Origin of the sequence: Geodermatophilus sp. FMUSA9-8 (assembly GCF_037034165.1) — a bacterium.
GTDB lineage: Bacteria > Actinomycetota > Actinomycetes > Mycobacteriales > Geodermatophilaceae > Geodermatophilus > Geodermatophilus nigrescens.
In genome coordinates, this window is the sequence record NZ_JBAGKE010000001.1 from 49,985 (window position 1) to 73,985 (window position 24,001).

Below are 24,001 nucleotides of genomic sequence, written 5' to 3' on the forward strand. Positions count from 1 at the left end.
GTGTCGACGCCGGGCCGGCGGGCATGCGCACCGCCGGCCCGGCGGGACTCAGTGCGCGGCCCCCGCCTCGCGGGTCTCGTCCGCGCCGTGGGCGATCGACCGGGTGTCCTGGAACGCCCGGACGCCCTCGATGCCCTGCTCCCGGCCCATGCCCGAGGACTTCATGCCGCCGAACGGCGCCCGCAGGTCCAGCCGCGCCGCGCCGTGGTCGTTGACCCAGACGTAGCCGCACTCGAGCCGCCCGCCCAGCCGGTTGGCGGCGTCGGCGTCCGCGGTCCAGACCGAGGCGCACAGGCCCGCCCAGGTGTCGTTGGCGAGCCGGACCGCCTCGTCGTCGTCGTCGAAGGGCAGCACCGGGATGACCGGGCCGAACTGCTCCTGGGTGACGACGCGCAGCGACGGGTCGGGGTCGACGACGACGGCCGGGCGCAGGAAGTTGCCCTCGGCGAACTCACCGCCGGGGAGCTCGCCGAACTCCAGCACGGTCGCCCCCGAGTCCTTCGCCTCCTCGATGATCTCCGCGACGAAGGCCTTCTGCGCCGGCTGGTGCAGCGGGCCCATCGTGGTGCCCTCGGCCAGCCCGTGGCCCAGCACGGTCCGCTCGAGCCGGGCCGACAGGCCGGCCACCAGCTCGTCCATCCGGGACCGGTGCACGTAGATCCGCTTGGCGTTCATGCAGATCTGGCCGGTGGTGTCGTAGACGGCGCTGAACAGCCGGTCCAGGTGCTCGTCGTCGAGGACGGCGTCGGCCCGGACGATCGCCGGGTCGTTGCCGCCGAGCTCGAGGGTGACCCGGGTGAGGCTCCGCGAGGCCATCTCCATGATCTTCTTGCCGCCGTTGACGCTGCCGGTGAAGCAGACCTTGGCGACGGCGGGGTTCTCGATGAGCCCGGCCATCTCGCTGTCCCGGCCGGTGACCACGTTGACCACGCCGGGCGGCAGCTTCTCCGCCACGCGCTGCACCAGCCGGGTGGTGGCCAGCGGCGTCGACGGCGGCGGCTTGACGATGACGGTGTTGCCGGCCAGCAGCGCGTGCGGGAGCGACGCGGCGAGGATGGCGATCGGCCAGTTGAACGGCACGATGATCGTCACCACGCCGAGCGGCTGGTGGGCGACGGTGGTCTGCACGGGGATCCCCGGCGCAGGCGGCAGCACCTTGGTGGCCTCCACCTCGTCGGCGAGGGAGAGCGCGAGCTGCCACCGGATCTCGAAGACCAGGGCGTCCACCCAGGCCTCGTGGACGATCTTGCCGTTCTCCAGCGAGAGGACGCGGGCGTCCTCGTCGCGCTCGTCGGCCAGGCCCTCGATCGCGGCGGCCATGGCGGCGGCGCGCTCGGTCGCGGGCATCTGCGACCAGGCGGGGTAGGCCGACCGGGCGGCCGCGACGGCGTCGGCGACGTCGTCGGCGGTGGCCGCCGCCGCGGTGCCGACGACGACGCCCGGCCGGGCCGGGTCGACGACCTCGAGCACCTCCGCCGTGGTCCGTGCCTCGCCACCGATGTAGAGCCCCGTGGTGACCGGGGCCGCCGTGTCGATCGTGCTCGTCATGCGGATCGATCCCTTCCTTCTCCTGCGTGGTGGGTGCTGTGCGGTCGAGCATCGGGAAGCGGGCGCCCCATGTCCACGGCCGCGAGGAGGCGGACCGCGTCCGCGCTGCCGGCGACGTCGTGCACCCGCACGCCCCAGGCGCCGGCGCGGGCGGCCAGCACGGTGGTGGCCAGGGTCGCGGCGTCGCGCCGGGCGGGCGGCGGGGGAGGCCCGCCGGGTGGCGCCAGCACGGCGCCGAGGAAGCGCTTGCGGGAGGCGCCGACGAGGACGGGGAAGCCGAGGTCGGCGATCCGGTCCAGCCCGGCCAGCAGCGCGAGGTCGTGCCCGGGCAGCTTCGCGAACCCGAGCCCGGGGTCGACGACGATCCGGTCGGCCGCCACGCCCGCCGCCATGGCCGCGTCGACGCGCCGGCACAGCTCCCGCCGCACGTCGGCCACCACGTCCCCGTAGGCCGCCCCGGCGTACATGTCGCGGCTCTCGCCCCGCCGGTGCATGAGCACCCAGGGCACGCCGGCGTCGGCGACCACGCGGGCCATGTCCGGGTCCGCGAGGCCCCCGCTGACGTCGTTGACCATCGCCGCGCCCGCCCCGAGGGCCGCCGTCGCCACCGCGGCGCGGGTCGTGTCGACGCTGACCGCGACGCCCGCCCGCGCGAGGGCGGCGACCACCGGCAGGACGCGGCGGCACTCCTCCCCGGCGTCCACCCGCCCGGCGCCGGGCCGCGTGGACTCCCCGCCGACGTCCACCCAGTCGGCGCCGTCGGCGGTCAGCGCGAGTCCGTGCGCGACCGCGGCCTCGGCGGTGGCGTGGCGGCCGCCGTCGGAGAACGAGTCCGGCGTGACGTTGAGGACCCCCATGACGACGCAGCGGCCGGCGGTCACGGGCCGCCGCCCGGGGACGCCGCCACCGCCGGCTCGCGGGCGGGGACGAGGTGCGCCGGGCGCCGGCCGCGCAGCGAGTTGAGCACCGCGACCTCCTCGGCGGCGCGCAGGTCGGCGACGGTGAGCACCCGCTCGGCCAGCAGCCCCTGCTCCAGCAGCCGCGCCCGCTCGACGCCGGGCAGGCAGCCGGAGGAGGTCGGCGGGGTCCACCACCGGCCGCCGAGCCGCAGGGCCACGTTCGCCGTGGTGGTCTCGGTGAGCTCGCCGCGGCGGTTGACCAGCACGACGTCGTCGGCCTCCGGGTGGGCCAGCGCCCGGGTCAGGTAGACGTCGCGGCGGGTGCTCTTGTGCTGCAGCCACGGGTCGGCGTCGTCCACGGGGTCGTCGCTGAGCGCGAGCCGCACGGGCCCGGCCGGCGGAGGGGGCGCGGGCCCGACCTCGACGTCGAGGTCGCCGTCGCGGGACAGCAGGAGCCGGACCCGCGCCGGCCCGGCGTGCCCCGCGACCGCCCGGTGCAGCGCCGCGAGGGCCGCCGCCGGGTCGAAGCGGAAGCCGGCCCAGTCGGCCGAGTCGCCCATCCGGGCGAGGTGCCGGGCGGCGTGGCGGAGCTCCCCGCCGGCGGTGAGGGCCAGGGTCTCGAGCAGCCGGTGCTCGGTGACGTCGTGCGTGAGGACGGCGGCCTTCGCGTGCAGCTCGGCCCGCTCGCGGGCGGGGTCGGAGTCCCAGGTGATGCCGCCGCCCGCACCGTAGACGGCCCCGCCGGTGGCGCGGTCGACGACGGCGGTGCGGATCGCGACGGAGAAGCGCGCCCGGACCGGGGCCGACGGCGGCCCGACCAGGCCGACGGCGCCGCAGTACACCCCGCGCGGCGCCGGCTCCAGCTCCCCGATGAGCCGCATGGTGGCCCGCTTCGGGGCGCCGGTGACCGAGCCGCACGGGAACAGCGCGGTGAACAGGTCCAGCAGCGTGGTCCCGGCGGGCACCCGGGCGCTCACCTGCGAGGTCAGCTGCCAGACGGTCGGGTAGCGCTCGAGGGCGAACAGCTCGTCGACCACCACGCTGCCCACCTCGGCCACCCGGCCCAGGTCGTTGCGCAGCAGGTCGACGATCATCAGGTTCTCGGCCCGCTCCTTGGCGCTCGCGAGCAGGGCGCGGCTGCGCTCGGCGTCCTCGGCGGTGGTGCGGCCGCGGGGGGCGGTGCCCTTCATCGGGCGGGTCCGGACGACGTCGCCCGCCCACTCGAAGAACAGCTCCGGGCTGGCGCCGGCGACCACGTGGCGGCCGAGGTCGAGGTAGGCGTTGTGCGCGCCGCGCTGGGCGAGGGCGAGGCGGGCGTAGAGGGCGCCGGGGTCGCCGGCGGCGGGGGAGCGGAGCCGGTCGGTGAGGTTGCACTGGTAGGTCTCGCCCGCGGCGATCCGCTCGCGGACGACCGCGACCGCGTGCGCGTGCTCGGCGTCGGTCCGGTCGGGCTGCCACCCCGGGCCCGGGGCAGCGGCGGCCGCGGGCGGCCGCACCGGCTCGACCCGGGTGGGCTCGCCGCACAGGCCGAACCACACCAGCGGCGGCTGCCCCGGCGGTGTCGGGCCGCCCGGCAGCCGGGGGTCCAGGCCGGAGGCGGCCTCGTAGGCGACGTACCCGTAGGCCCAGCTGCCGGCCTCGGTGGCGTCGTGCACCTCCCGCAGCACCCCGGCGACCTCGTCGGGGTGCACCGCGGTGAGCACCCGGGACGGCGGCGGGCACAGCAGCGCCTCCGCGGCGCGCAGGTCGTCGAACCGTGCCCAGGGGGCGGCCATCAGGCCGGGACCTCCCGCGGGACCTCCTGCTCGACGCCCTGCTCGATGCCCTGCTGCGCCCGTGCCGCGGCCAGCGTGTTGGCGAGCAGCATCGCGATCGTCATCGGCCCGACCCCGCCGGGCACCGGCGTGAGCGCGCCCGCCACCTCCGCGACCGGGTCGTGGTCGACGTCGCCGCGCAGCCCGTCCTCGCCCCGGTGGATGCCCACGTCGACGACGACCGCCCCGGGCTTGACGGCGTCGGCGCCCACGAGCCCGGGGATGCCCGCCGCGACGACGAGCACGTCCGCGCGCCGGCACACCTCGGCCAGGTCGCGGGTGCGCGAGTGGCAGATCGTCACGGTCGCGTTGCGGGCCAGCAGCAGCTGCGCCATCGGCCGGCCGACCAGCACCGACCGGCCGACGACGACGGCCTCGGCGCCCGCGAGGGGGACCTCGTACTCGTCGAGCAGCGCCATCACCCCGGCCGGCGTGCACGGGCGCAGCCCCGGCCGGCCCCGGGCGAGCAGGCCGGCGTTGTCCGTCGTCAGCCCGTCGACGTCCTTCGCCGCGGGGATGCGGGCGACGAGGGCGTCGGCGTCGAGGTGGGCCGGCAGCGGCAGCTGCAGGAGGATCCCGGACACCGCCGGGTCGGCGGCCACCTCGTCGACGAGCGCGGCCACGGTCTCCTGGCCGGCGTCGGCGGGCAGGTGCCGGTGGAGGTCGCGCATGCCCGCCTCGACCGACAGCCGGCGCTTGTTGCGGACGTAGACCTCCGAGGCGGGGTCGTCCCCGACCAGCACGGTCGCCAGGCCCGGGGCGGTGCCGCCCGCGGCGACCAGCTCCGCCACCCCGGCCGCGACCTCCTCGCGGACCCGCCGCGCCACCGCCTTGCCGTCGATCACCCGTGCGGTCACCGTGCTGTCCTCCTGGGGGTCGGCCGCGCGGGACGCGCCGGCGCGTGCGTCGTGGACCGCCGTCAGGCGAGGTCGGCCAGCGTCCGCCGGCGCCACGCCTCGGTCGGCTCGAGGTCGTTGAAGGTGAAGACGTGGAAGCCCTCGATGGCGTTGTCCGGCTTCCCGATGTGCGGGGCCAGCCCCTTGATGATCTTGTCCGGGCGGTAGCCGCCGGGGACGAAGAAGCGCCAGAGCAGGTTCTGCTGCTTCTTGAGGAACTTGGCCGACTCGCCGATGCCCAGGCCGCCGGAGACGCGGATCAGCTTCTGCCGGTGCACCGCGCCGGGGACGCCGACGTGCACGGGCAGGTCGATGCCGCGGGTCCTGAGCTCCCGCGCCCAGCGCAGGATGGCCGCCGGGTCGAACACGATCTGGGTGACGATGTGCGTGGCCAGCGGCGCCTTGTCCACGAGCGCCTGGAACATGACGTCCTCGGCCGCGCTCGGGTGGCCCTCGGGGTGCCCGCCGATCCCGATGTCGGTGAAGCCGTGGTCGAGCTCGTGCAGGGCGACCAGCAGGTCGTGGGCGTGCCGGAACTCCGTGGGGTCCTCGGTGGGGTCCCCGCCGACCACGAAGACGTCGGTGATGCCGGCCTCCCGGCAGCGGTCGACGACGTCGGCGAGGTGCGCGCGGTCGCGGACCTGGCGCGCCGACAGGTGCGGGGCCACCGAGTAGCCGTGCGCGGCGAGCGCGACAGCGAGGTCGATCGTGGCGTCCTGGCCCTTGGCCGGCGAGGCCGTCACGGTCAGGCGGACGTCCTTCGGCACGTGCGCGAGGACCGACTGCTCGGTCTTCTTGAACGGGATCACCTCGTAGCCGAGGCCCTGGAAGGCGTGCCGCAGCGTGGCCCGGGTGGTCGTGTCCCGGACGGCCAGCGAGCGCTTCACGTGGTCTCTCCTCCGACGGTGGGGCGGAACCTGCCGTCGTCCATCGTGACCTGCGCCACGCCCCTCCGGGCACGGTGCCATGACGGCACCGCAGGGGCCGGATCGGCAGCAGCGGATGGGTCAATCGTCGCGGTCGGCGGGCCCGGACGGGTGGCGGTGCGGGGACGCCGCGCCGCGGGCGGCGACGGCCGGGTGCCGGCGTGTCAGCATTCCCCCGTGGTGAGCCGCGTCACGGACGGCCCGGGAGGTGCGGCCGGGGAGGAGCGACACGTGCGACGAGGTGGACCCGCCGCGCCCGGGACGGTCACCTCCGCGGAGGAGGTGGTGCGGCGCGCCCCCGACGGCCTCGCGGTGGTCGACGGCCGGGCCCGCTTCGTGGAGGCCAACCCCGCGGCGGTGCTGCTGTGCGGCCTCGACCCCGACGCCGTCGCCGGTTCCCCGTCGCCGTTCCCGGTGCCGGACGACCCCGCCGCCGCCCGGCCGGGGGAGCTGACCGTGGCCTGGGAGCCCGGTCCCGGGCAGCGGCGCGAGTTCGCCTACGTGCTCGCCCCGGTCCCCGGGGAGGACCGCTGGGTCGTCTCCTTCCGGGACGTGACCCTGAGCCGGCTGCGGGAGCGGCGCCTCGCGGCCATCGCCAAGGCGGCGTCGAGCGTGGCGTCCAAGCGCTCGCTGGTGGGCACCCTCGAGGCGCTCGCGCAGGAGGTGGCGGGCACCGACGCGCTCGCCGGCGTCCAGGTGCTCACCGTCAACTCCTCGGGCGACCGGCTGCACGTCATGGGCGCCGCGGGCTTCGGGCGGGCGGCCGACTTCTTCGACCGGCTCATGGAGTGCCACGCCCTGGGCGCCGAGCTCAAGATGCTCGAGGCGCTGCGCCGGCGCGAGCCGCTCGTGGTGCCCGACCGGTACGAGCAGACGATGCGGGACCCGGCCTGGGCGCCCCTGCACGAGCTGCTGCGCCACCCGCGCTGGGACTGGTTCGTCAGCGTGCCGCTGCTCGCCCGCGGGGAGCCGGTGGGCATCCTCAACGCCTTCTACGCGCCGGGGCAGGTGGTCGGCGACACCGAGCTGGAGTTCCTGCTGGCGATGGCCGAGCAGGCGGCGATGGCCGTCGACCACGCCGCGCAGCGCCAGCGCGAGCGCGACGTCGCCCGCCGGGAGGAGCGCCAGAAGCTCGCCCGCGACCTGCACGACTCGGTCGTGCAGCAGGTCTTCTCGATGATGATGCAGGCCCGCTCGCTCGGGGTGCTCGTGGAGCGGGGGCTGCCGCCCACGCCGGACCGGGTGGCCCAGGTGGCCGACGACCTCAGCACGAGCGCCGAGGCCGTGCTGGCCGACCTCCGGGGCATGGTCGTGGAGCTGCGGCCGGCGGCCACCACCGGCGACGGCCTGCACTCGGCGCTGCAGTCGCTGGTCGACACCACGACCGCCCGCACCGGGGTGGCCGTGGCGCTCGACGTGCACGACCCCGACGACGAGCTGTCCGCGCAGGACGGCGACCTCCTGGAGGACGTCTACCGGGTGCTCGCCGAGGCGCTGCACAACAGCGTCAAGCACGCCGACGCCTCGACGATCACCGTCCGGCTGGTCGTCGGCCCCCGCGGCCGCCGGCGGCGGCTGGTCGCCGACGTGACCGACGACGGCCGGGGGATGACCGACGCGGACGCCGCCGGCGGCGCCGCCGTGCCGACCGGCGCGGGCGACTCCGCGTCGAGCGGCTACGGCATGACGGTCATGCGCGAGCGCGCGGACCGGTGGGGCGGCGCCGTCCGGGTGCGCCGCCCCGCGGCCGGGGGCACGACCGTGCGGCTGACCCTGCCCCTGCGGACCTCGCTGCCCGCGTCGCCGGCCGGCGACCGTACGGTCGCCCCGTGACCGCGCCGCACCCCATCCGCGTCCTCGTCGTCGACGACCACGCCGTCGTGCGCCGCGGCGTGGTGGCCTACCTCGAGGCGCTCGAGGACGTCGAGGTCGCCGCCGAGGCCGGCGACGGCCAGGAGGCGCTCGACCAGCTGGCGCGCGCCGCGGCGCACGGCGAGCTGCCGCACGTCGTCCTCATGGACCTGCAGATGCCGGGCATGGACGGCGTGACCGCGACCGGCGAGGTGCTGCGCCGGTTCCCCGAGCTCAAGGTCGTGATCCTGACCAGCTTCGGGGAGACCGAGCGCGTGCACGCGGCCCTGGAGAGCGGCGCCTCGGGCTACCTGCTCAAGGACGCCGGGCCGGCGGAGGTCGACGCGGCGCTGCGCGCGGCCGTCCGCGACGAGGTGTTCCTCGACGCCGCGGTCACCCGCCGGCTCACCCAGGAGATGCGGGCGCCCCGCAGCGGCCTCGGGGCGCTCACCTCGCGGGAGAAGGAGGTGCTCGTCCTCGTGGCCGAGGGCCGGTCCAACAAGGACATCGCCCGGCACCTGGTGATCAGCGAGCGGACCGCGCGCACGCACGTCAGCCACCTGCTCACCAAGATGGGCCTCACCTCCCGCACCCAGGCCGCGCTGCTCGCGGTGAAGGAGGGCCTCGTCCAGCCGCGCTGACCCGCGGCCCGGTCGGGGAGCACCGGGACGGATGACGTAGCGCGCACCCGCCGCGGCGGTGGCGCGGCCGTGACATCGGACGGATCCGTCCCGGCCCCCGGGTGCCTAGCGTGGGGTGCCGCCGGAACGCGGCAGGGGACATCCGGCCCCCGGACGACCTCGACGAGGAGGGGCAGCGTGGCCACGTTCGTGCTCGTCCACGGCGCCTGGCACGGCGGCTGGTGCTGGGACCGGGTGGCCCGCCCGCTGCGCGCGGCCGGCCACGAGGTGCACGCCCCCACGCTGACCGGGCTGTCGGAGCGGGCGCACCTGCTCTCCCCGCTCGTGGGGCTGGAGACGCACGTGGAGGACGTCGTCCGGCTGATCGACGTGCTCGGGCTGACCGACGTCGTCCTCGTCGGGCACAGCTACGCCGGCCAGGTCGTCACCGCCGTCGCCGACCGCCGCCCGGACGCCGTCGCGCGGCGCGTCCACCTCGACGCCTTCGTGGGCGCCGACGGCGAGGCCGCCCGCGACCTGCTCCCGGAGACGGTCGAGCACCACTGGGCGCAGTCGGCCGCCGAGCAGGGCTTCGGCTGGCTGGTGCCGGTCCGGAAGCTGTCGGTGCTCGGCGTGACCGAGCAGGCCGACGTCGACTGGCTCACCCCCCGGCTCACCCCGCACCCGTGGAAGACCTACACCGACCCGCTGCGGCTCACCGGCGCGGCCGACGCCGTGCCCGCGGCCTTCGTCGAGTGCACCGACTGGATGCGCGTGTTCGCCGCCCAGGCCGACCGCGCCCGCGCGCTCGGGTGGCCGGTGCACGAGATCGCGACCGGCCACGAGGCGATGGTGACCGCGCCCGGCGAGCTGGCGGCGGTGCTCACGGAGATCGCCGGCAGCGTGCCGGGCGGCAGCGGAGGAGGCTGACGTGGAGTTCCTGGTCCGGTCGGAGAACCGGCTGCCGGCCGACACCCCGGCGCAGCGGCGGGAGGAGCTGCGGGCGGGGGAGCGCGCCCGCGCGATGGAGCTGCGCGCCGCCGGCGTCCTCAAGCGGCTGTGGCGGGTCCCCGGGCGCAACGCGACGATCGGCCTGTACGAGGCCGAGGACCCGGCGGCCCTGCACGACGCGCTCATGTCGCTGCCGATGGCCCCGTGGCTCGACGTGCACGTCGAGGCGCTCGCCACCCACCCCCAGGAGCGGACGTGACGCAGGCGCCCGCGACGCGGGCACCGGTACGGGAGAGAGGAACGACGGCCATGGGCACCACCGCCGGCCCGGGACGCCGGGACCTGCCGGGGACGCCGGTCTTCGACGGCGACAGCAGCCGGCGGGGACTGCGCATGAACCGGCTGTTCATGAGCCTGCGCCACGCCGAGGCGCGGGAGCGGTTCGCCGCCGACGAGGCCGCCTACTGCCGGGAGTTCGGTCTGAGCGCCGAGCAGGAGCGGGCCGTGCTCGACCGCGACTGGCAGGCGATGATCGACCTCGGCGGCAGCATCTTCTACGTCTACAAGCTGGCGATGATCGACGGCCGGTCGATGCAGTACCTGGGTGGGGTGTTCACCGGCATGGGCGAGGAGGACTTCCTCGCCGCGATGCGCGCGGGAGGCCGCCGCGATGGCTGAGGTGATCTGGGGCCTGGCGACCTCGCACGTGCCCTCGATCGGCGCGGCGATGGACCGCGGGAAGACCGACGACCCGAACTGGAAGGCGCTCTTCGACGGGTACGCCCCGGCGCGGGCGTGGCTGGCCGAGCACCGGCCCGACGTCGCGATCGTCGTCTACAACGACCACGCCAACGGCATCGACCTCGACTTCGTGCCGACGTTCGGGCTGGGCACCGCCGAGCGCTACGAGGTCGCCGACGAGGGCTTCGGCCGGCGCCCGGTCCCCGACGTGGTCGGGCACCCCGAGCTCTCGCTGCACCTGGTGGAGAGCCTGGTCGACGAGGAGTTCGACCTCACCGTCTTCCAGGAGCTGCAGGTCGACCACGGCTTCACCGTGCCGCTGTCGGTGTGGACCCCCGACCCGGGCGACGCCTGGCCCTGCCCGGTGGTGCCGCTGCTGGTCAACGTCATCCAGTACCCGCAGCCGACGGCGGCCCGCTGCTACGCGCTCGGCCAGGCGCTCGGGCGGGCCATCCGCAGGTTCCCCGAGGACCTCACGGTCGGCGTCCTCGGCACCGGCGGCATGTCCCACCAGCTGGCCGGCGCCCGGGCGGGGTTCATCAACCCCGAGTTCGACGCGCTGTGGATGCAGGCGATCGAGACCGACCCGGCGCGGCTGGCGGCCATGTCCCGGGAGGAGCTCATCCGGCAGGCGGGCTCCGAGGGCATCGAGCTGATCATGTGGCTGGTCATGCGCGGGGCGATGGACGAGCAGATCACGAAGGTCCACTCGGACTACTTCGTGCCGGCGTCCAACACCGCGGCCGGCATCGCGCTGTTCGAGAACCGGGCGCCGCGGCCGGCCTGACGAAGGACCCCCGTCCTCCCCACCGCTCGCACGCTCGCGGCGGGCCCCTGGACGGGGGCCGTCCGTCATGTCCCGGTCAGCGCGACCGGTAGGTGTCCCGCGCGTCGTACGGGCACGGGGCGACCGTCGCGCGGATCTCGACCTGCACGTGGTCCTCGACCGCGGGCTTCGCCGACACCGGCCGCTCGCCCCAGACGACGACGACCTCGGTGCCCGGCTCGGCGAGCGCGGTGTCGACGGTGGCCAGGGAGACCATCTCGCGCTCGTTGGCGAGGTAGCCGCAGTCCAGCGAGATGCCCACCGGCCGCCCGTCCTTGAGCACCACGTCCTCGTGGTGGGTGGCGTAGCGGGCCTTGGGCATCTCGATGTACTTGGCGCCCGGCCCGGGCCGGTAGAGCGAGCCGACCGCCGCGGTGACGTCCTCGGCGTCCCAGACCAGCGTCACCTTCGTGCGCGGCGGGGCCGCCTCCGCCAGGCGCTCGAGGGCCTCGCGGCCGACGAAGTCGTGGTCGAACTTGACGGTCTTGCCGTAGCCGACGTCGTAGGGCGTGAGGTAGTAGTCGGCGATGTCGGGGGAGTCGAGGCTGCCCCCGAGGGAGCCCACGCTCGTGACGGGGAGCCACTCGCGGTACTCGGCGAGCAGCGGGTCGTCGCCGAAGACGGCCGGCAGCGGGGCGGGGACCCACCCCGAGCCGAGGTTGGCGGTCGAGTAGGCCTTCGACCCGACCCGGACGAGCCCGTGGTCCTCCCCGGCCCGCAGCAGGGCGTCGAGGACCGCCTCGCCGTCCTCCCAGGGGCCGAAGAGCTCGAAGCCGGGCTGGCCGGCCATGCCGTGCCGCAGGCCGTGGACGCGCCGGCCGGCGACGGTGAACTCGGTCATCGAGAAGAACCGCACCTCCGGCACCGCGGTGCCGAGCACCGCCTCCATCAGGGCGGGGGCGGTCGGGCCCTGCAGCTCGTAGCGGTAGAACCGCGGCGGACCGGACCGGCGCACGATCGAGTTGTCGTCGCGCTCGACCTCCACGTCGTAGCCGCCGCGCTCGACGTGGAAGGTGACCCAGTCGATGACCATCGGGTGGCCCACGAGGTCGAACAGCTCCTCCTCGAGGTGGAAGAGGATGGCGTCGCCGACGAGGTGGCCGTCGGGGGCGACGGCGACGAACTGCTTGGCCCGGCCGACGCCGAAGTTGCTGAACGTGTTGACGGCGAGGTCGCTGAGCAGCCGCAGCGCGTCGGGGCCCTCGATGAACAGGTCGGTCATGTGGTGCGACTGGTCGAGCAGCGCGCAGGTCTCCAGCCAGGACCGCTGCTCGGACCGCCAGTTGGTGAACTCCGGCCGGACCGGGAAGGTGCTCGGCGGGAAGGCCAGGTTGCGCAGCAGCTCGACCGGGCTGCCGGCGCGGGCGAGCGCCGCGGCCAGACTCTCGGTGGACATGACGGGGGACCCTCTCGTCGTGGGACGGCAGGAGTGCTCCTGCCCGGTGGGTGCCGCGGAGCCTCTGCGGCCCACCTCCTGCGGCGCAGCCCACGCTAGGGAGCGCGGGTGTGCAGCGGATCACTCCGATGACGGTGTCCGGCGTCCACCCCGGCCCGTCCGCGCCGCGACATGTGACGTAGCCGTCACCCCGCCCTGCCCCGCCTCGCCCTGCCGGGGTCCGGAGACGGCCGTGGCCGGGTGACGACGGGATCGTCACCCGGCCACGCCGGTCGGTGCGGGGTGCGGGTCAGGCGCGCCCGCTGGTGCGCCAGCCGCCCTGGTAGGTCTCCCGGGCCATCTTCGCGTAGGGGACCGGGCTGACGATGGCGCGCACCTCGAACTGCTCGTGCGGCTCGACGGTGGTCTTGCGGCTGCCGCCGTCGGGCTCGCCCCAGACCACGCGGACCTCGGCGCCGTGCGGGACGTCCGGGCTGACGGTCGCCAGCGACAGGCCCTTCTTCTCGTTGGCCGAGATGCCGGTGAACATCGAGACCCCGAGGACGGTGCCGTCGGCGTCGAGGACGGAGTCGAAGTTCGACGACCCGTAGTTGGCGTTGGGCAGGTCGAAGAACTGGTAGCGGGCGTCCTCCACCTGGTTGGCGAGCAGCTTGGCCAGGTCCTCGGAGTTCCACTCGAGGGTGACCTTGCGGCGCTGCGCGTCCTTGTCCAGGGCCTCGAGGGCGTCCCGGCCGACGAAGTCGTGGTCGAACTTGACGAAGGAGCCGTACCCGAGCTCCCACGGGTTGGTGTAGTAGTCCTCGATGTCGGAGGACACGAAGCTGCCGGCGATGGCGTTGGTCGCCTCGTAGCTGTCGGCCCCGAGCCACTCGCGGTAGGGGCGCAGCTCCTCACCGGTGTAGATCGCCGGGAGCGGCGAGGGGATCCAGCCCGACTCGAGGGTGTTGGTCGAGTAGGCGCGCGAGCCCACCGGCTCCATGCCGAACTCGCGGCCGGCCTCGAGGATGGCCTCCCGGACCCGGTCGTAGCTCTCGTACGGGCCCCAGATCTCCAGGCCCGGCGCGCCGGCCATGCCGTGGCGCAGCGTGCGCACGGTCTCGCCCGCGATCGTCATGGTGCTCATGCGGAAGAACTTGAGCTGCTCGACGGTGCCGCCGTTCAGCTTCTCGATGATCGGCCAGGCGTTGGGCCCCTGGATCTGGAAGCGCCAGAGGTCGCGGGTGACGGCCTTGCCGTAGGGCCGCGACGGCGACCGCGGGTCGTTGCGGATCTCGACGTCGTAGCCGCCGGTCTCGCCGCGGAACTGCAGCCAGTTCGCGCCCGGCGCGCGGCCGACGTAGACGAACTCCTCCTCGGCCAGGTGGAAGAGGATGCCGTCGCCGATGACGTTGCCGGCGGGCGTCACGGGCACGAACTGCTTGGCCATGTCCACCGGGAAGTTGGCCACGCTGTTGATGCCGCTGTCGGAGATCAGCTTGAGCGCGTCCGGGCCGCGCATGAACAGGTTGAACATGTGGTGCGACTGGTCGAAGAGCACGGCGGTCTCCTGCCACGCCTTCTGCTCCCGCCGCCAGTTGGTGAACTCGGAGGGGACGACCGGGTAGATGTAGGCCCCCAGCTGGGAGTTGCGCAGCAGGCCCACGGTGTCGCCGCTCTGGTCCAGGAGCTCCTGGAGGTTCTTCGCAGTCATCTCGGTCCGTTCTCGTCGGTTGTTCCTGCCGCGGGCCGGCGGAGGGCCGGGCCGTGCCCGGTGTCCCCGCGGGCGCCCCTGGACGCGCGGGACCGCGGTCCCGGCACCGTCGCGGGTCGAGCCTAGGCCGCCTGCTGTGGCCCAGCACACAGTCATCCGTCACCCGGCCCCGGCCGATCCGGCGGGAGCGTCGTGCGTCGGATGGCCGGGGGGCCGCGTCATTTGACGTACCCGCCCGCGCGTCGGTGCCCCCGGCCCGGCACGGGCGCGGGTGGTGGGTGAGGCTGGCGCGGGTCCGGACCGCAGCGGGACCGGACCGGAGGGGACCGGCCCGTGGAGGGAGCAGCCCGTGACGCGTCGGCCGCTCGGCCGCCGGGAGCCGCCGGGAGCCGCTCCCGGTCCCGGCCGGACCTCCTGGGCCGCCGTGGCGGCCCTGCTCGGGGCCGGGGTGGTCGCCGCCGCCCAGATCGGCGGGGCGGCGGCCGCGCTGCCGGTGCTCACGGACTCCTTCGGGCTCGGGCCCGGCACCGCGGCCTGGTACCTGTCGACGGTCAGCGCGCTCGGGGCCGCGGGCGGGGCGCTGCTCGGGTGGCTCGGCCAGGGCCTGGGCTTCGGCCGGCAGGTCCGGCTCGGGCTCGCGGCGATCGTCGCCGCCGACCTCGGCGGCGCGCTGGCCGACTCGCTGGCGGGGCTGATGGTGGCCCGGGTGGGGGAGGGCCTCGGGCTGGTCCTGGTCATCCTGGCCGCGCCGCCGCTGCTCGCGGAGGTCTCCGCGCCGGGGCAGCGGCGCCTCGTGGCCGGCACGTGGGGCGCGTACATGCCCGTCGGGTCGGGCCTGGCCGCCCTGCTCGTGCCCGTCGCGATCGGGCTGGTCGGCTGGCGGGGGGCCTCGGTGGCCGACGGGTGCGTCGCGGCGGTCGCGCTCGCGGTGGTCGCCCGCTGGGTGCCGTCGGTCGGCGAGCGCCGGCGGCCGTCGTCCGCGGGGCTGCTCGGTGCCCTGCGCTCGCCGACCGTGGTGCTCATCGCGGCGGTTTTCGCCCTCTACGCCGCCCAGTACCTCGCCGTGGTCGGGCTGTTCCCGGCCGCGCTCGTCGCCGACGCCGGGTTCTCGGTCGCCGACGCCGGGTGGGTGGGGGCGCTGGTCTTCCTCGTGAACGCGCCGGCCAACGTCCTCGGCGCCTACCTGCTGCACCGGGGCGTGCCGCTGCGGTGGGTGGTCGCCGGCGGGTGCGCGGGCATGGCGCTGGCCGTGTGGGGGGTGCTCGACCCGGGGCTGCCGGTGGGCGTGCGGATCGCCGCGGCGGTCGCCTTCTCCGGGGTCTCCGGGGTGGTCCCGGCCGCGCTGTTCGCCGGGCTCGCGGCGGTGTCGGGGGGCACCCGGTCCGCCGGCGCCGCCATCGGCCTGGTGACCCAGGGGTCCGCGGTGGGGCAGCTGCTGGGGCCGCCGCTGGTGGTCGCGGTGGGGGCGGGCCTGGGCTCCGGCGCGCCCCAGGCGGCGGTGCTCGTGGGCGTGTCCGGCCTGGTCGCGACCGGCGCGTCCCTGCTGCCGCGGGGCCCGCGCGCGACCTGAGCGCGGGGTCGCGCGGGGCCGCGCGCGCCCGCGGGAGGGGCCGGGCCGGCGCGACACGACCGTGGACACGACCTTCAGATCAGATCGTTGACAATCCCCCGAGGCCGTCCGTACGTTGCGGCGCACGCACCGGAGCAACACCCAATGGCGGGAGATGCGGGTATGGCGGGTGGGCTGACGCTGCAGGACGTGAGCCTGCGGTTCGGCGGTGTCACGGTGCTCCAGGACGTGGGCTTCGCGGTCGAGCCGGGCCAGATCCTCGGGCTCGTCGGGCCCAACGGCGCGGGCAAGACGTCGCTGTTCAACTGCATCAGCGGGCACTACCGGCCGACGTCGGGGCGGGTGCTCATCGACGGCGCCGAGGTGCAGGGCGCGCGCCCGGCCACGCTGGCCAAGCACGGCCTGGCCCGCACGTTCCAGCACCCCGCACTGCAGCTGCGCGCGACGGTGCTGGAGAACGTGCTGCTGGGGGCGCACACGCGGCTGCCCGGCGGGGCGCTGGAGTGGGCCTTCCGCACGCCGCGCACCCGGCGGGCCGAGCGGGAGCTGCGCGCGGAGGCCCTCGCGCTGCTCGAGCGCAATGGCCTCGGCTGGGCGGCGCACCTGCCGGCCGACGAGCTCTCGCACGGCCTGCACAAGGGCGTGGAGCTCTGCCGGGCGCTGCTGATGCGGCCGAGCCTGCTGCTCCTCGACGAGCCGGCCGCCGGCCTCTCGCACGGCGAGGTCGAGCAGCTCATCACCACCGTCCGGCGGCTGCGCACCGACGACGACATCACCGTCGTGGTCGTCGAGCACCACATGGGCCTCATCGCCGCGCTCACCGACCGCGTCGTCGTCCTCGACCACGGCGCGAAGCTCATGGAGGGCACGGCCGCCGAGGCGCAGTCCGACCCCCGCGTGATCGAGGCCTACATCGGGAAGGACGCCGCCGCCGATGACGCTGCTTGAGCTCGAGGGGGTCACCGCGGCCTACGGCCCGGTGCAGGTGCTCGAGGACGTCTCGCTGACCGTCCCGGACGGCGGCGCCGTGGGCATCCTCGGCGCCAACGGCGCCGGCAAGACCACCACGCTGCGCGCGATCAGCGGCACCGTCCGCGCCGGCGGGCGGATCGTCTTCGACGGCCGCGACGTCCGCGGCCTGCGCCCCGACCAGGTCGCCGCCCTCGGCATCGCGCACGTGCCCGAGGGGCGCGGCACGCTCGGCGACCTCACGGTCCGGGAGAACCTCCGGGTCGGCGCCTACCTGCGCAAGGACGCCAAGGGCGTCGAGCGCGACATCGACTACTGCCTCGACCTGTTCCCCAACCTGCAGGCGCGGATCCGGTCGAACGCCTCCGCCCTGTCCGGCGGCGAGCAGCAGATGCTGGCCGTCGGCCGGGCGATCATGTCCAAGCCGCGGCTGATGCTGCTCGACGAGGCGTCCCTGGGGCTGGCACCCAGCACCGCGAAGACCGTCTACGACGCGATCCGGCGCCTGCGCGTGGAGTCCGGCATCGCGATGCTCGTGGTCGAGCAGAACGCCAACCTCGCCTTCACCCTCGTCGACACCGCCGCGGTGCTCGAGACCGGGCGGACCGTCCTCACGGGCACGTCCGCCGAGCTCAAGGGCATGGACGAGATCCGTCGCGCCTACCTGGGAGGCTGACATGGAGAAGTTCGTCCAGCTCGTCGTCGACGGCCTGTCGACCGGCTCGGTGTACGCCGCGCTCGCGCTGGCCATCGTGCTCGTCCACTCCGCGACCGGCCTGATCAACTTCGCGCAGGGCGGCCTGGCCGTCCTGGCCGCGTACGTGGCCTGGGTGCTCACCAACCAGGGGCTCCCGGTGGGCCTCGCGATCGTCGCGGCGATCCTGGTCTCCTTCGTGCTCGGCGCGGTGGTGGAGCGCTACCTCATCCGGCGCTTCGAGCGCGGTGACCCCGACACCGCCGTGGTCGTCACGATCGGCCTGCTCACCCTGGTCACCGGCGTGGCCGGCTGGATCTGGGGTTACAACAACCAGCAGTTCCCCTCGCTGTTCCCCCTCGACACGGTGTCGCTGCTGGGCGTCTCGGTGAGCATCCGCTCGCTCGGCACGACCGCGGTGATCGTCGTGGCGATGGTGCTGCTGCAGGTCCTCTTCGTCCGCACGAAGATCGGCCTCGCGCTGCGGGCGGTCGCGATCAACCCGCAGTCGGCGGCCTTCAGCGGCCTCCCGGTCGGCCGCCTGCTCATGGTCGGCTGGGGGCTCGCGGCGGCGCTCGGCGCGGTCGCCGGAACCCTCGTGGCGCCCCAGCTCACGCTGACGCCCGGCATGCTCGACAACGCCCTGGTCTACGCGCTGGCCGCCGTCATCCTGGGCGGTCTCACGAGCCCGGTCGGCGTCGTCGTCGCGGCGTGGATCATCGGTGTCCTCGAGAACCTCGCCGCGGTCTACGTCGGCTTCATCGGCTTCGACCTCAAGGTCGCCGTGCCGTTCATCCTGATCTTCGTCGTCCTCCTCGTCCGACCCCAGGGCCTGTTCGGCCGGAAGACCGTGGTGCGTGTGTGATGGCCCGAGTCCTGGACACCCCGACCCCCTCCACCCCGCCCCCGCCGGCGCGGTCCCTCCGGCAGACGCCGTGGGTGCGCTGGGGAGCACCGCTGCTGCTGCTCGCCGCGCTCGTCGTGCTGCCCCTGGTGGGCACGGAGTCGTTCAACGACACGCTGGCGCGCATCGGGGTCTTCGCCGTGGCCGTGCTCGGGCTCAACGTGGTCATGGGCTACACCGGCCAGGTCTCGCTGGGGCAGATCTTCTTCCTCGGCCTCGGCGCCTACGTCACCGCCTACGGGGTCCAGCAGGGCTGGAACGTCGTCCTCGTCTTCGTGCTCGCCTGCCTGCTCCCCGCGGTCGCCGGCCTGCTCGTGGCGCTGGCCGCCGCCCGCCTGGGCGGCCTGGCCATCGCGATGGTCACGATCGCCCTGCCCATCGTCGGCGTGCCCCTGGCCAAGCGGCTCAGCGAGTTCACCGGCGGCTCCCAGGGCCTGTCCGCGCGCTTCACCGACGCGCCCGAGGGCAGCGGCCTCTACGACGACCAGTTCCAGCTGTACCTGGTGCTCGGCATCGGCGGCGTGGTGTTCCTGCTGACCGCCTACCTGGTCCGCGGCAAGTACGGCCGGGCCTTCGCCATCGTCAAGGACAACGAGAACGTGGCGTCGTCCATGGGGATCTCGCCCTACCGGTACAAGGTGCTCGCGTTCACCATCGCGTCGCTCATCGGCGGGGTCAGCGGCTTCCTGTACATGGTCGTCGTCCAGTACACGTCGCCGGAGACCATGAGCTTCGGGCACTCGATCGAGCTGCTCGTCGCGATGGTCATCGGCGGCGCCGGCAGCATCGCCGGGTCGCTGCTCGGCGGCGTGTTCTACGTCGTCGTCCCGGACCTCACCAACGCCGTCGACCCCAGCCTGACGTCGCTGCTGCAGGGCGCGCTCCTGCTGCTGGTGCTGTTCCTGCTCCCCGGTGGCCTCGTGTCGCTGCCCCGTGCGCTCGCGCGCCGGCTGCGGCGCTCTCCCGCCGGCCGCGGCTCCGCCGCGCCACCGACCCCTCCGTCGTCGACCCCCGGGTCGGCCACCGCGGCGGAGCGACCCCAGACAGAGAGGCAAGGGCACGCATGAACGGACACGTCCGGTCGCGGAGGACGCTCGGCATCGCCGTGGCGTCGGCGCTCGCGGTCACGCTCAGCGCCTGTGGCGGTGCCACCGACGCCGGTCGCGGTGGCGACACCGCCGAGGGGGCGCCCAGCCCGGGGATCACCGACGACTCGGTGACGCTCGGCATCACCACCCCGCTCAGCGGCTCGACGGCCGGCCCGGGCACCTGCACGGTCGCCGGCGTGCGGGCCTACTTCGGCATGCGCAACGCCGAGGGCGGGATCGAGTTCGGTGACGGGCAGACCCGCACGGTCGAGATCGAGGCGCTCGACGACACCTACGACCCGCAGCAGGCGGCGGCGAACTACGACCAGCTCAAGAACGAGGTCTTCGCGATGACCGCGGGGCTGGGCACGCCGACCAACCGCGCCTGGCGCGACGCGGCGATCGCCGACGAGGTGCCGCAGGCGCTGATCATGACCGGCGACCCGATCTTCAGCGACACCGAGCAGAGCCCCTGGCAGCTGGGCTTCGTGCCGATCTACCAGAACGAGGGCGAGGCGTTCGGCGAGCTGCTGGCCGCCTCCGGGCAGCAGCACCGGGTCGCGATCCTGTCCCAGAACGACGACTACGGCGAGGGCTACGTCGAGGGCTTCAAGGCCGCCGTCGAGGGCGCGGACAACATCGAGATCGTCGACGAGCTCACCTACGAGGCGACCGACACCTCGGTCGACGCGCAGATCACCGAGCTGGCCAACAGCGGCGCGGACGTCATCTTCAACGCCATGTCGCTCGTGCCGCTCGTGGTCGGCGCGCTGCAGAAGGCGCAGCAGCTCGGCTGGACGCCGAGCTGGTTCCTGCCCTCGAACACCTCCAGCCCCGGCGCGGTCCTCGAGCCCGGCGGCGGCGGCGCGTTCCCCGGCATCTACTCGGTGTCCTTCGCCAAGGCGCCGGCCAGCCCGGCCTTCGCCGAGGACGAGGACGTGCAGACCTACCTGTCGGCCCTCGCGGAGTACGGCGACTACCCGGAGCCCCCGGCGTTCCCGCACTGCCAGTGGAGCTGGATGGTCGGCGCCACCCTCGAGCAGGCCTTCACGCAGATGGAGGAGCCGACCCGGGACAGCTTCATGGAGGCGCTGCGCGGCATCCAGGGCTACGAGGCGCCGCTGATGCTGCCGGGCACGTCGGTCGACACCACGCAGGACGGGCAGCCCGCGGTGTCCAGCGTCGTGGTGCAGAAGTACAACGGCCGGGGCTACGACACCGTCGAGTCCTTCGGCTGAGCCCGGCATGACGAGCGGGGGCGGTCCGGGTCGACCCGGGCCGCCCCCGCGCGCGTCGGGGGCCCGGCGTGACCCTCCCGGGGGATCCCGGCGCCCGGGACCCCCGGGCCGCTCGACCCGGGCTCCGGCCGCTGCCTACGGTGACCGGATGCCCCAGGGGACCGGTGAGGGTGCGCGCCTGCTGACCGGCGTGCAGGCCCGGCGCACCGCCGAGCGGCGCCTGCGCGAGGAGATCACCCGGGGGGTCGTCGTCCCCGGGCAGCGGCTGGTCGAGCCCGAGCTGGGGGAGCGCTACGGCGTCACCCGCAACAGCGCCCGGCTGGCGCTCGACGCCCTCATCGCCGAGGGCCTGGTGGAGCGCATCCCCAACCGCGGGGCGCGGGTCCGGGTGATGTCCGGCGCCGAGGCGGTCGCCGTGCTGGAGTGCCGCCAGGTCCTCGACGGGCTGCTCGCGGCGAAGGCCGCCGAGCACGCCACCGGTGCCCAGGCGGAGCGCCTGCGCGCGACGCTCGAGCGGTTGCGGCGGGCCGTCGCCGACCACGAGCTGCTGGAGTGCTGGGACCTCCTCCAGGAGCACCACCGGCTGGTCGCCGACGCGGCCCGCCAGCCCCTCGCCTCCTCGCTCGTCGCCCGCCTGCAGGGGCGGGTGGCGCGCTCGCAGTTCCAGCTCCTGCTGCGCCCGGGGCGGGCGCAGCAGGCCCTCGCGGAGCTGGCCGACGTCGTCGACGCCGTCGCCGGCGGCCGCCCCGCGGACGCCGACCGGGCCGCCCGGGCGCACGTGCAGAGCGGCATCGACGCCCTCGCCGCGGAGTCCCCGGAGGGCTGACGCTGGCCCGCGGAGGACCCGCGCGGACGTCGGACCGGATCGCTCACAGGATCGTTGGCAATCCTGCGGACGTGGGCTACCGTGCCGCCATGGTGTCCGGCGCGCAGGAGACGGCCGAGCGCGCCCTGCGCCTCGCCATCGCGCGCGGTGACATGCCGCCCGGCTACCGGCTGGTCGAGGCCGAGCTGGTCTCGCGCACCGGGGTGAGCCGCGGCGCCGTCCGGCTGGCGATCGACGCCCTGGTCGCCGAGGGCCTGGTCGAGCGCATCCCCAACCGCGGGGCGCGGGTGCGGGTGGTCACCACCGAGGAGGCCGTCGCGATCACCGAGGTGCGGCTGCCCCTCGAGGCGCTGCTCGCCCGCAAGGCGGCCGAGCGGGTCACCGACGCCGAGATCGGGCGGCTGCGCGCCCACCTGGAGACGATGACCGACGCCGTCGGCTCCGGCGACGTCCGCAAGTACTCCGAGCTCATCCAGCAGCTCTACGCCATGGTCGGCGAGGTCGCCCGGCACCCCATCGCCGCGGACCTGGTCGGCCGCCTGCAGGCCCAGCTCGTCCGCCACCAGTTCCGCCTGTCACTGCGCCCCGGCCGGCCCCGCGTGAGCCTCGCCGGCTTCACCGAGCTCGTGGAGGCGCTCACCGCGCGGGACCCGGCACGCGCCGAGGCCGCCGTGGCCACCCACCTGCGCGGGGTGATCGCGGCGCTCTCCGAACCGACCCCCGACCCGGGAGGACCCGCATGAGGACCGTCGTCGTCACCGACCCGCCGCGCGCCGACGCGGCCGACGCCGAGACGCTCGGGGGGTTCGGCGTCGCCACCGTGCACGAGGCGCTGGGGCGGGTCGGCTACCTCGGCCCGCAGTTCCGCCCGGCGTGGGCCGGGGCGCGCATCGGCGGCACCGCCGTCACGGTGCTGTGCTGGCCCGGGGACAACCTGATGATCCACGTCGCCGTGGAGCAGTGCCGGCCCGGCGACGTGCTCGTCGTCGCCACCGCCTCGCCCTCCAGCGACGGCCTGTTCGGCGAGCTGTTCGCCACGGCGCTGGCCCACCGCGGGGTCCGCGGGGTCGTGCTGGGCAGCGGGGTGCGCGACGTCGCCGAGCTCCGGGAGATGGGCTTCCCCGCCTGGTCGACCGCGGTGAGCGCGCAGGGGTCGGTGAAGGCCACCGCCGGGGCGGTCAACGTGCCGGTCGTCCTGGGCGGCCAGCGGATCTGCCCCGGCGACGTGGTGGTCGCCGACGACGACGGCGTGATGGTCGTGCCGCGCGCCGACGTGCCGCGCGCGCTCACCGCGTCCCGGGCGCGCGCCGAGAAGGAGGAGGCCACCCGCGAAGCCTTCCGCCGGGGCGAGCTCGGGCTCGACCGCTACGGCCTGCGGGACAGGCTCCCCGCCTTCGGCATCGAGTACGTCAGCCACGCCGACGAGCACGCCGAGGAGGCGGGGGAGCGGTGAGCCACGACGACACGACCTACGACGACACCGGCGTCCGCACCACGATGCTGCGGTCCGGCACGTCCCGCGGCCTCTACCTCGAGGCCCGCGACCTGCCCGCCGACCCGGCCGAGCGCGACGACCTGCTGCTGCGCCTCATGGGCACCCCCGACCCCCGGCAGATCGACGGCCTGGGCGGGGCGACCACGCTGACCAGCAAGGTCGCCGTCGTCTCGCCGTCCGAGGACCCGGAGGTCGACGTCGACTACCTGTTCCTACAGCTCGGCGTCGACGAGGCCACCGTCAGCGACCGGCAGAACTGCGGCAACATCCTGGCCGGCGTCGGGCCGTTCGCCGTCGAGCGCGGGCTGGTGCCCGCCGCCGGCGGAGAGACCAGCGTGCGGATCCGGATGGTCAACTCCGGCAGCGTCGCCGTCGCCACCTTCCCCACGCCCGGCGGGCGGGTCGAGTACCGCGGGGACGTCGAGATCGCCGGGGTGCCCGGGCGGGCCGCCGGGATCGTCCTCGACTTCGCCGACACCGAGGGGTCGGCCACCGGCGCACTGCTGCCGACCGGGCACGTCCGCGACACGGTCGAGGGCGTCGACGTCACCTGCGTGGACAACGGCATGCCGGTCGTGCTGGCGCTCGCCTCGTCGTTCGGGCTCACCGGGTACGAGACGCACGAGGAGCTCGCGGCCGACGCCGCGCTGCTCGCCCGGGTCGACGCCTTCCGCCGCAAGGCCGCCGACCTCATGGGCATGGGCGACGTGTCGCAGTCGTCGGTGCCCAAGACGGTGCTGCTCGCCCCGGCGCGCGACGGCGGGCAGGTGAGCACCCGCTCGTTCATCCCGGTGCAGCCGCACACCTCGATCGGCGTCCTCGGCGCGGTCAGCGTCGTCACCGGGATGCTGCTGCCGGGCGCCGTCGGCCACGAGCTCACCGCGGACTGGCCCACGGGCACCTCGCAGGTCGACGTCGAGCACCCGACCGGGCACCTGCTCGTCGACGTCGTCGTCGACACCGCCGCCGCGCCGCCGCGGGTGGTCCGCTCCGGCGTCGTCCGCACCGCCCGCAAGCTCTTCGACGGCACCGCCTTCCCGCGCGCCTGAACCCCGCGCC

General features: G+C 75.1%; 23 protein-coding genes. 16 read left to right on the plus strand and 7 right to left on the minus strand.

Annotated elements, in window-relative coordinates; all coding sequences use genetic code 11:
• Positions 1 to 48: 48 nt before the first annotated feature.
• The 5 genes from WA616_RS00235 to WA616_RS00255 form a co-directional block, all read right to left on the minus strand.
• Positions 49 to 1,548 carry an aldehyde dehydrogenase family protein gene (locus WA616_RS00235; RefSeq protein WP_336026226.1) on the minus strand — a complete coding sequence of 500 codons (1,500 nt, stop codon included), beginning with the start codon at positions 1,546 to 1,548 and terminating at the stop codon, positions 49 to 51.
• Positions 1,545 to 2,429 (minus strand): dihydropteroate synthase, encoded by an 885-nt coding sequence (folP, locus tag WA616_RS00240; RefSeq protein WP_336026227.1) that lies wholly within the window; start codon positions 2,427 to 2,429, stop codon positions 1,545 to 1,547. Before folP ends, WA616_RS00235 begins: the two co-directional genes overlap by 4 nt.
• The gene (pabB, locus tag WA616_RS00245; RefSeq protein ID WP_336026228.1) at positions 2,426 to 4,222 is read right to left on the minus strand and encodes an aminodeoxychorismate synthase component I; all 1,797 of its coding nucleotides are present in this window, start codon (positions 4,220 to 4,222) and stop codon (positions 2,426 to 2,428) included. The genes folP and pabB overlap by 4 nt, the downstream gene beginning before the upstream one ends.
• Complete coding sequence (gene folD / locus WA616_RS00250; RefSeq protein WP_336026230.1) at positions 4,222 to 5,118, minus strand: bifunctional methylenetetrahydrofolate dehydrogenase/methenyltetrahydrofolate cyclohydrolase FolD; 897 nt, start codon at positions 5,116 to 5,118, stop codon at positions 4,222 to 4,224. Before folD ends, pabB begins: the two co-directional genes overlap by 1 nt.
• 62 nt (positions 5,119 to 5,180) lie before the next feature.
• Positions 5,181 to 6,044, minus strand: a complete 864-nt coding sequence (locus tag WA616_RS00255; RefSeq protein ID WP_336026233.1) for a methylenetetrahydrofolate reductase — start codon at positions 6,042 to 6,044, stop codon at positions 5,181 to 5,183.
• A 270-nt stretch (positions 6,045 to 6,314) separates the two neighbouring features.
• On the opposite strand from WA616_RS00255, the gene WA616_RS00260 reads away from it, so the two are divergent.
• The 6 genes from WA616_RS00260 (at position 6,315) to WA616_RS00285 (ending at position 11,033) form a co-directional block, all read left to right on the plus strand.
• Entirely contained in the window at positions 6,315 to 7,916 is a 1,602-nt protein-coding gene (locus WA616_RS00260; RefSeq protein ID WP_336026234.1) for an ATP-binding protein, read from the plus strand.
• On the plus strand, positions 7,913 to 8,575 hold the full coding sequence (locus WA616_RS00265) for a response regulator (protein ID WP_073419700.1): 663 nt from the start codon (positions 7,913 to 7,915) through the stop codon (positions 8,573 to 8,575). The genes WA616_RS00260 and WA616_RS00265 overlap by 4 nt, the downstream gene beginning before the upstream one ends.
• A gap of 177 nt (positions 8,576 to 8,752) precedes the next feature.
• A complete protein-coding gene (locus WA616_RS00270; protein ID WP_336026238.1) occupies positions 8,753 to 9,484 on the plus strand; it encodes an alpha/beta fold hydrolase in 732 nt (243 codons plus the stop codon).
• A gap of 1 nt (position 9,485) precedes the next feature.
• Positions 9,486 to 9,764 carry a muconolactone Delta-isomerase family protein gene (locus WA616_RS00275; protein WP_179711352.1) on the plus strand — a complete coding sequence of 93 codons (279 nt, stop codon included), beginning with the start codon at positions 9,486 to 9,488 and terminating at the stop codon, positions 9,762 to 9,764.
• Positions 9,765 to 9,814: 50 nt separating this feature from the next.
• On the plus strand, positions 9,815 to 10,183 hold the full coding sequence (ligA, locus tag WA616_RS00280) for a protocatechuate 4,5-dioxygenase subunit alpha (protein WP_336026241.1): 369 nt from the start codon (positions 9,815 to 9,817) through the stop codon (positions 10,181 to 10,183).
• Positions 10,176 to 11,033: a class III extradiol dioxygenase family protein gene (locus tag WA616_RS00285; RefSeq protein WP_336026242.1), complete on the plus strand. Its 858-nt coding sequence runs from the start codon at positions 10,176 to 10,178 to the stop codon at positions 11,031 to 11,033. The genes ligA and WA616_RS00285 overlap by 8 nt, the downstream gene beginning before the upstream one ends.
• A gap of 76 nt (positions 11,034 to 11,109) precedes the next feature.
• On the opposite strand, the gene WA616_RS00290 is transcribed toward WA616_RS00285, so the two are convergent.
• Together WA616_RS00290 and ligM are read right to left on the minus strand one after the other, a co-directional pair.
• Positions 11,110 to 12,468 (minus strand): aminomethyl transferase family protein, encoded by a 1,359-nt coding sequence (locus WA616_RS00290; RefSeq protein WP_336026244.1) that lies wholly within the window; start codon positions 12,466 to 12,468, stop codon positions 11,110 to 11,112.
• A 289-nt stretch (positions 12,469 to 12,757) separates the two neighbouring features.
• A complete protein-coding gene (gene ligM / locus WA616_RS00295) occupies positions 12,758 to 14,158 on the minus strand; it encodes a vanillate/3-O-methylgallate O-demethylase (RefSeq protein WP_073419706.1) in 1,401 nt (466 codons plus the stop codon).
• Positions 14,159 to 14,507: 349 nt separating this feature from the next.
• Between ligM and WA616_RS00300 the strand changes: the two genes are divergently transcribed.
• From WA616_RS00300 to WA616_RS00345, 10 genes are all read left to right on the plus strand, one after another.
• On the plus strand, positions 14,508 to 15,728 hold the full coding sequence (locus WA616_RS00300; protein ID WP_336026246.1) for an MFS transporter: 1,221 nt from the start codon (positions 14,508 to 14,510) through the stop codon (positions 15,726 to 15,728).
• A 189-nt stretch (positions 15,729 to 15,917) separates the two neighbouring features.
• Complete coding sequence (locus WA616_RS00305; RefSeq protein ID WP_245794435.1) at positions 15,918 to 16,676, plus strand: ABC transporter ATP-binding protein; 759 nt, start codon at positions 15,918 to 15,920, stop codon at positions 16,674 to 16,676.
• Positions 16,663 to 17,373: an ABC transporter ATP-binding protein gene (locus tag WA616_RS00310; protein WP_073419709.1), complete on the plus strand. Its 711-nt coding sequence runs from the start codon at positions 16,663 to 16,665 to the stop codon at positions 17,371 to 17,373. The genes WA616_RS00305 and WA616_RS00310 overlap by 14 nt, the downstream gene beginning before the upstream one ends.
• A gap of 1 nt (position 17,374) precedes the next feature.
• The gene (locus tag WA616_RS00315; protein ID WP_073419710.1) at positions 17,375 to 18,256 is read left to right on the plus strand and encodes a branched-chain amino acid ABC transporter permease; all 882 of its coding nucleotides are present in this window, start codon (positions 17,375 to 17,377) and stop codon (positions 18,254 to 18,256) included.
• Positions 18,256 to 19,362, plus strand: a complete 1,107-nt coding sequence (locus tag WA616_RS00320; RefSeq protein WP_336026251.1) for a branched-chain amino acid ABC transporter permease — start codon at positions 18,256 to 18,258, stop codon at positions 19,360 to 19,362. The genes WA616_RS00315 and WA616_RS00320 overlap by 1 nt, the downstream gene beginning before the upstream one ends.
• Positions 19,359 to 20,621 carry an ABC transporter substrate-binding protein gene (locus WA616_RS00325; protein ID WP_073419711.1) on the plus strand — a complete coding sequence of 421 codons (1,263 nt, stop codon included), beginning with the start codon at positions 19,359 to 19,361 and terminating at the stop codon, positions 20,619 to 20,621. Before WA616_RS00320 ends, WA616_RS00325 begins: the two co-directional genes overlap by 4 nt.
• A gap of 148 nt (positions 20,622 to 20,769) precedes the next feature.
• Positions 20,770 to 21,447, plus strand: a complete 678-nt coding sequence (locus WA616_RS00330; protein ID WP_336026254.1) for a GntR family transcriptional regulator — start codon at positions 20,770 to 20,772, stop codon at positions 21,445 to 21,447.
• A 71-nt stretch (positions 21,448 to 21,518) separates the two neighbouring features.
• Positions 21,519 to 22,190 (plus strand): GntR family transcriptional regulator, encoded by a 672-nt coding sequence (locus tag WA616_RS00335; RefSeq protein ID WP_336026257.1) that lies wholly within the window; start codon positions 21,519 to 21,521, stop codon positions 22,188 to 22,190.
• Complete coding sequence (locus tag WA616_RS00340; RefSeq protein WP_336026260.1) at positions 22,187 to 22,900, plus strand: 4-carboxy-4-hydroxy-2-oxoadipate aldolase/oxaloacetate decarboxylase; 714 nt, start codon at positions 22,187 to 22,189, stop codon at positions 22,898 to 22,900. The genes WA616_RS00335 and WA616_RS00340 overlap by 4 nt, the downstream gene beginning before the upstream one ends.
• A complete protein-coding gene (locus WA616_RS00345) occupies positions 22,897 to 23,991 on the plus strand; it encodes a 4-oxalomesaconate tautomerase (RefSeq protein ID WP_336026261.1) in 1,095 nt (364 codons plus the stop codon). Before WA616_RS00340 ends, WA616_RS00345 begins: the two co-directional genes overlap by 4 nt.
• The last annotated feature ends 10 nt before the right edge of the window (positions 23,992 to 24,001 follow it).

What these genes read in the sequence shown, in the direction of transcription:
- WA616_RS00235 (WP_336026226.1), bottom strand. Translation starts at nt 1,548, where the DNA reads ATGACGAGCACGATCGACACGGCGGCCCCGGTCACCACGGGGCTCTAC.
- pabB (WP_336026228.1), bottom strand. Translation starts at nt 4,222, where the DNA reads ATGGCCGCCCCCTGGGCACGGTTCGACGACCTGCGCGCCGCGGAGGCG.
- ligA (WP_336026241.1), top strand. Translation starts at nt 9,815, where the DNA reads ATGGGCACCACCGCCGGCCCGGGACGCCGGGACCTGCCGGGGACGCCG.
- WA616_RS00285 (WP_336026242.1), top strand. Translation starts at nt 10,176, where the DNA reads ATGGCTGAGGTGATCTGGGGCCTGGCGACCTCGCACGTGCCCTCGATC.
- WA616_RS00290 (WP_336026244.1), bottom strand. Translation starts at nt 12,468, where the DNA reads ATGTCCACCGAGAGTCTGGCCGCGGCGCTCGCCCGCGCCGGCAGCCCG.
- ligM (WP_073419706.1), bottom strand. Translation starts at nt 14,158, where the DNA reads ATGACTGCGAAGAACCTCCAGGAGCTCCTGGACCAGAGCGGCGACACC.
- WA616_RS00310 (WP_073419709.1), top strand. Translation starts at nt 16,663, where the DNA reads ATGACGCTGCTTGAGCTCGAGGGGGTCACCGCGGCCTACGGCCCGGTG.
- WA616_RS00315 (WP_073419710.1), top strand. Translation starts at nt 17,375, where the DNA reads ATGGAGAAGTTCGTCCAGCTCGTCGTCGACGGCCTGTCGACCGGCTCG.
- WA616_RS00320 (WP_336026251.1), top strand. Translation starts at nt 18,256, where the DNA reads ATGGCCCGAGTCCTGGACACCCCGACCCCCTCCACCCCGCCCCCGCCG.
- WA616_RS00325 (WP_073419711.1), top strand. Translation starts at nt 19,359, where the DNA reads ATGAACGGACACGTCCGGTCGCGGAGGACGCTCGGCATCGCCGTGGCG.
- WA616_RS00330 (WP_336026254.1), top strand. Translation starts at nt 20,770, where the DNA reads ATGCCCCAGGGGACCGGTGAGGGTGCGCGCCTGCTGACCGGCGTGCAG.
- WA616_RS00340 (WP_336026260.1), top strand. Translation starts at nt 22,187, where the DNA reads ATGAGGACCGTCGTCGTCACCGACCCGCCGCGCGCCGACGCGGCCGAC.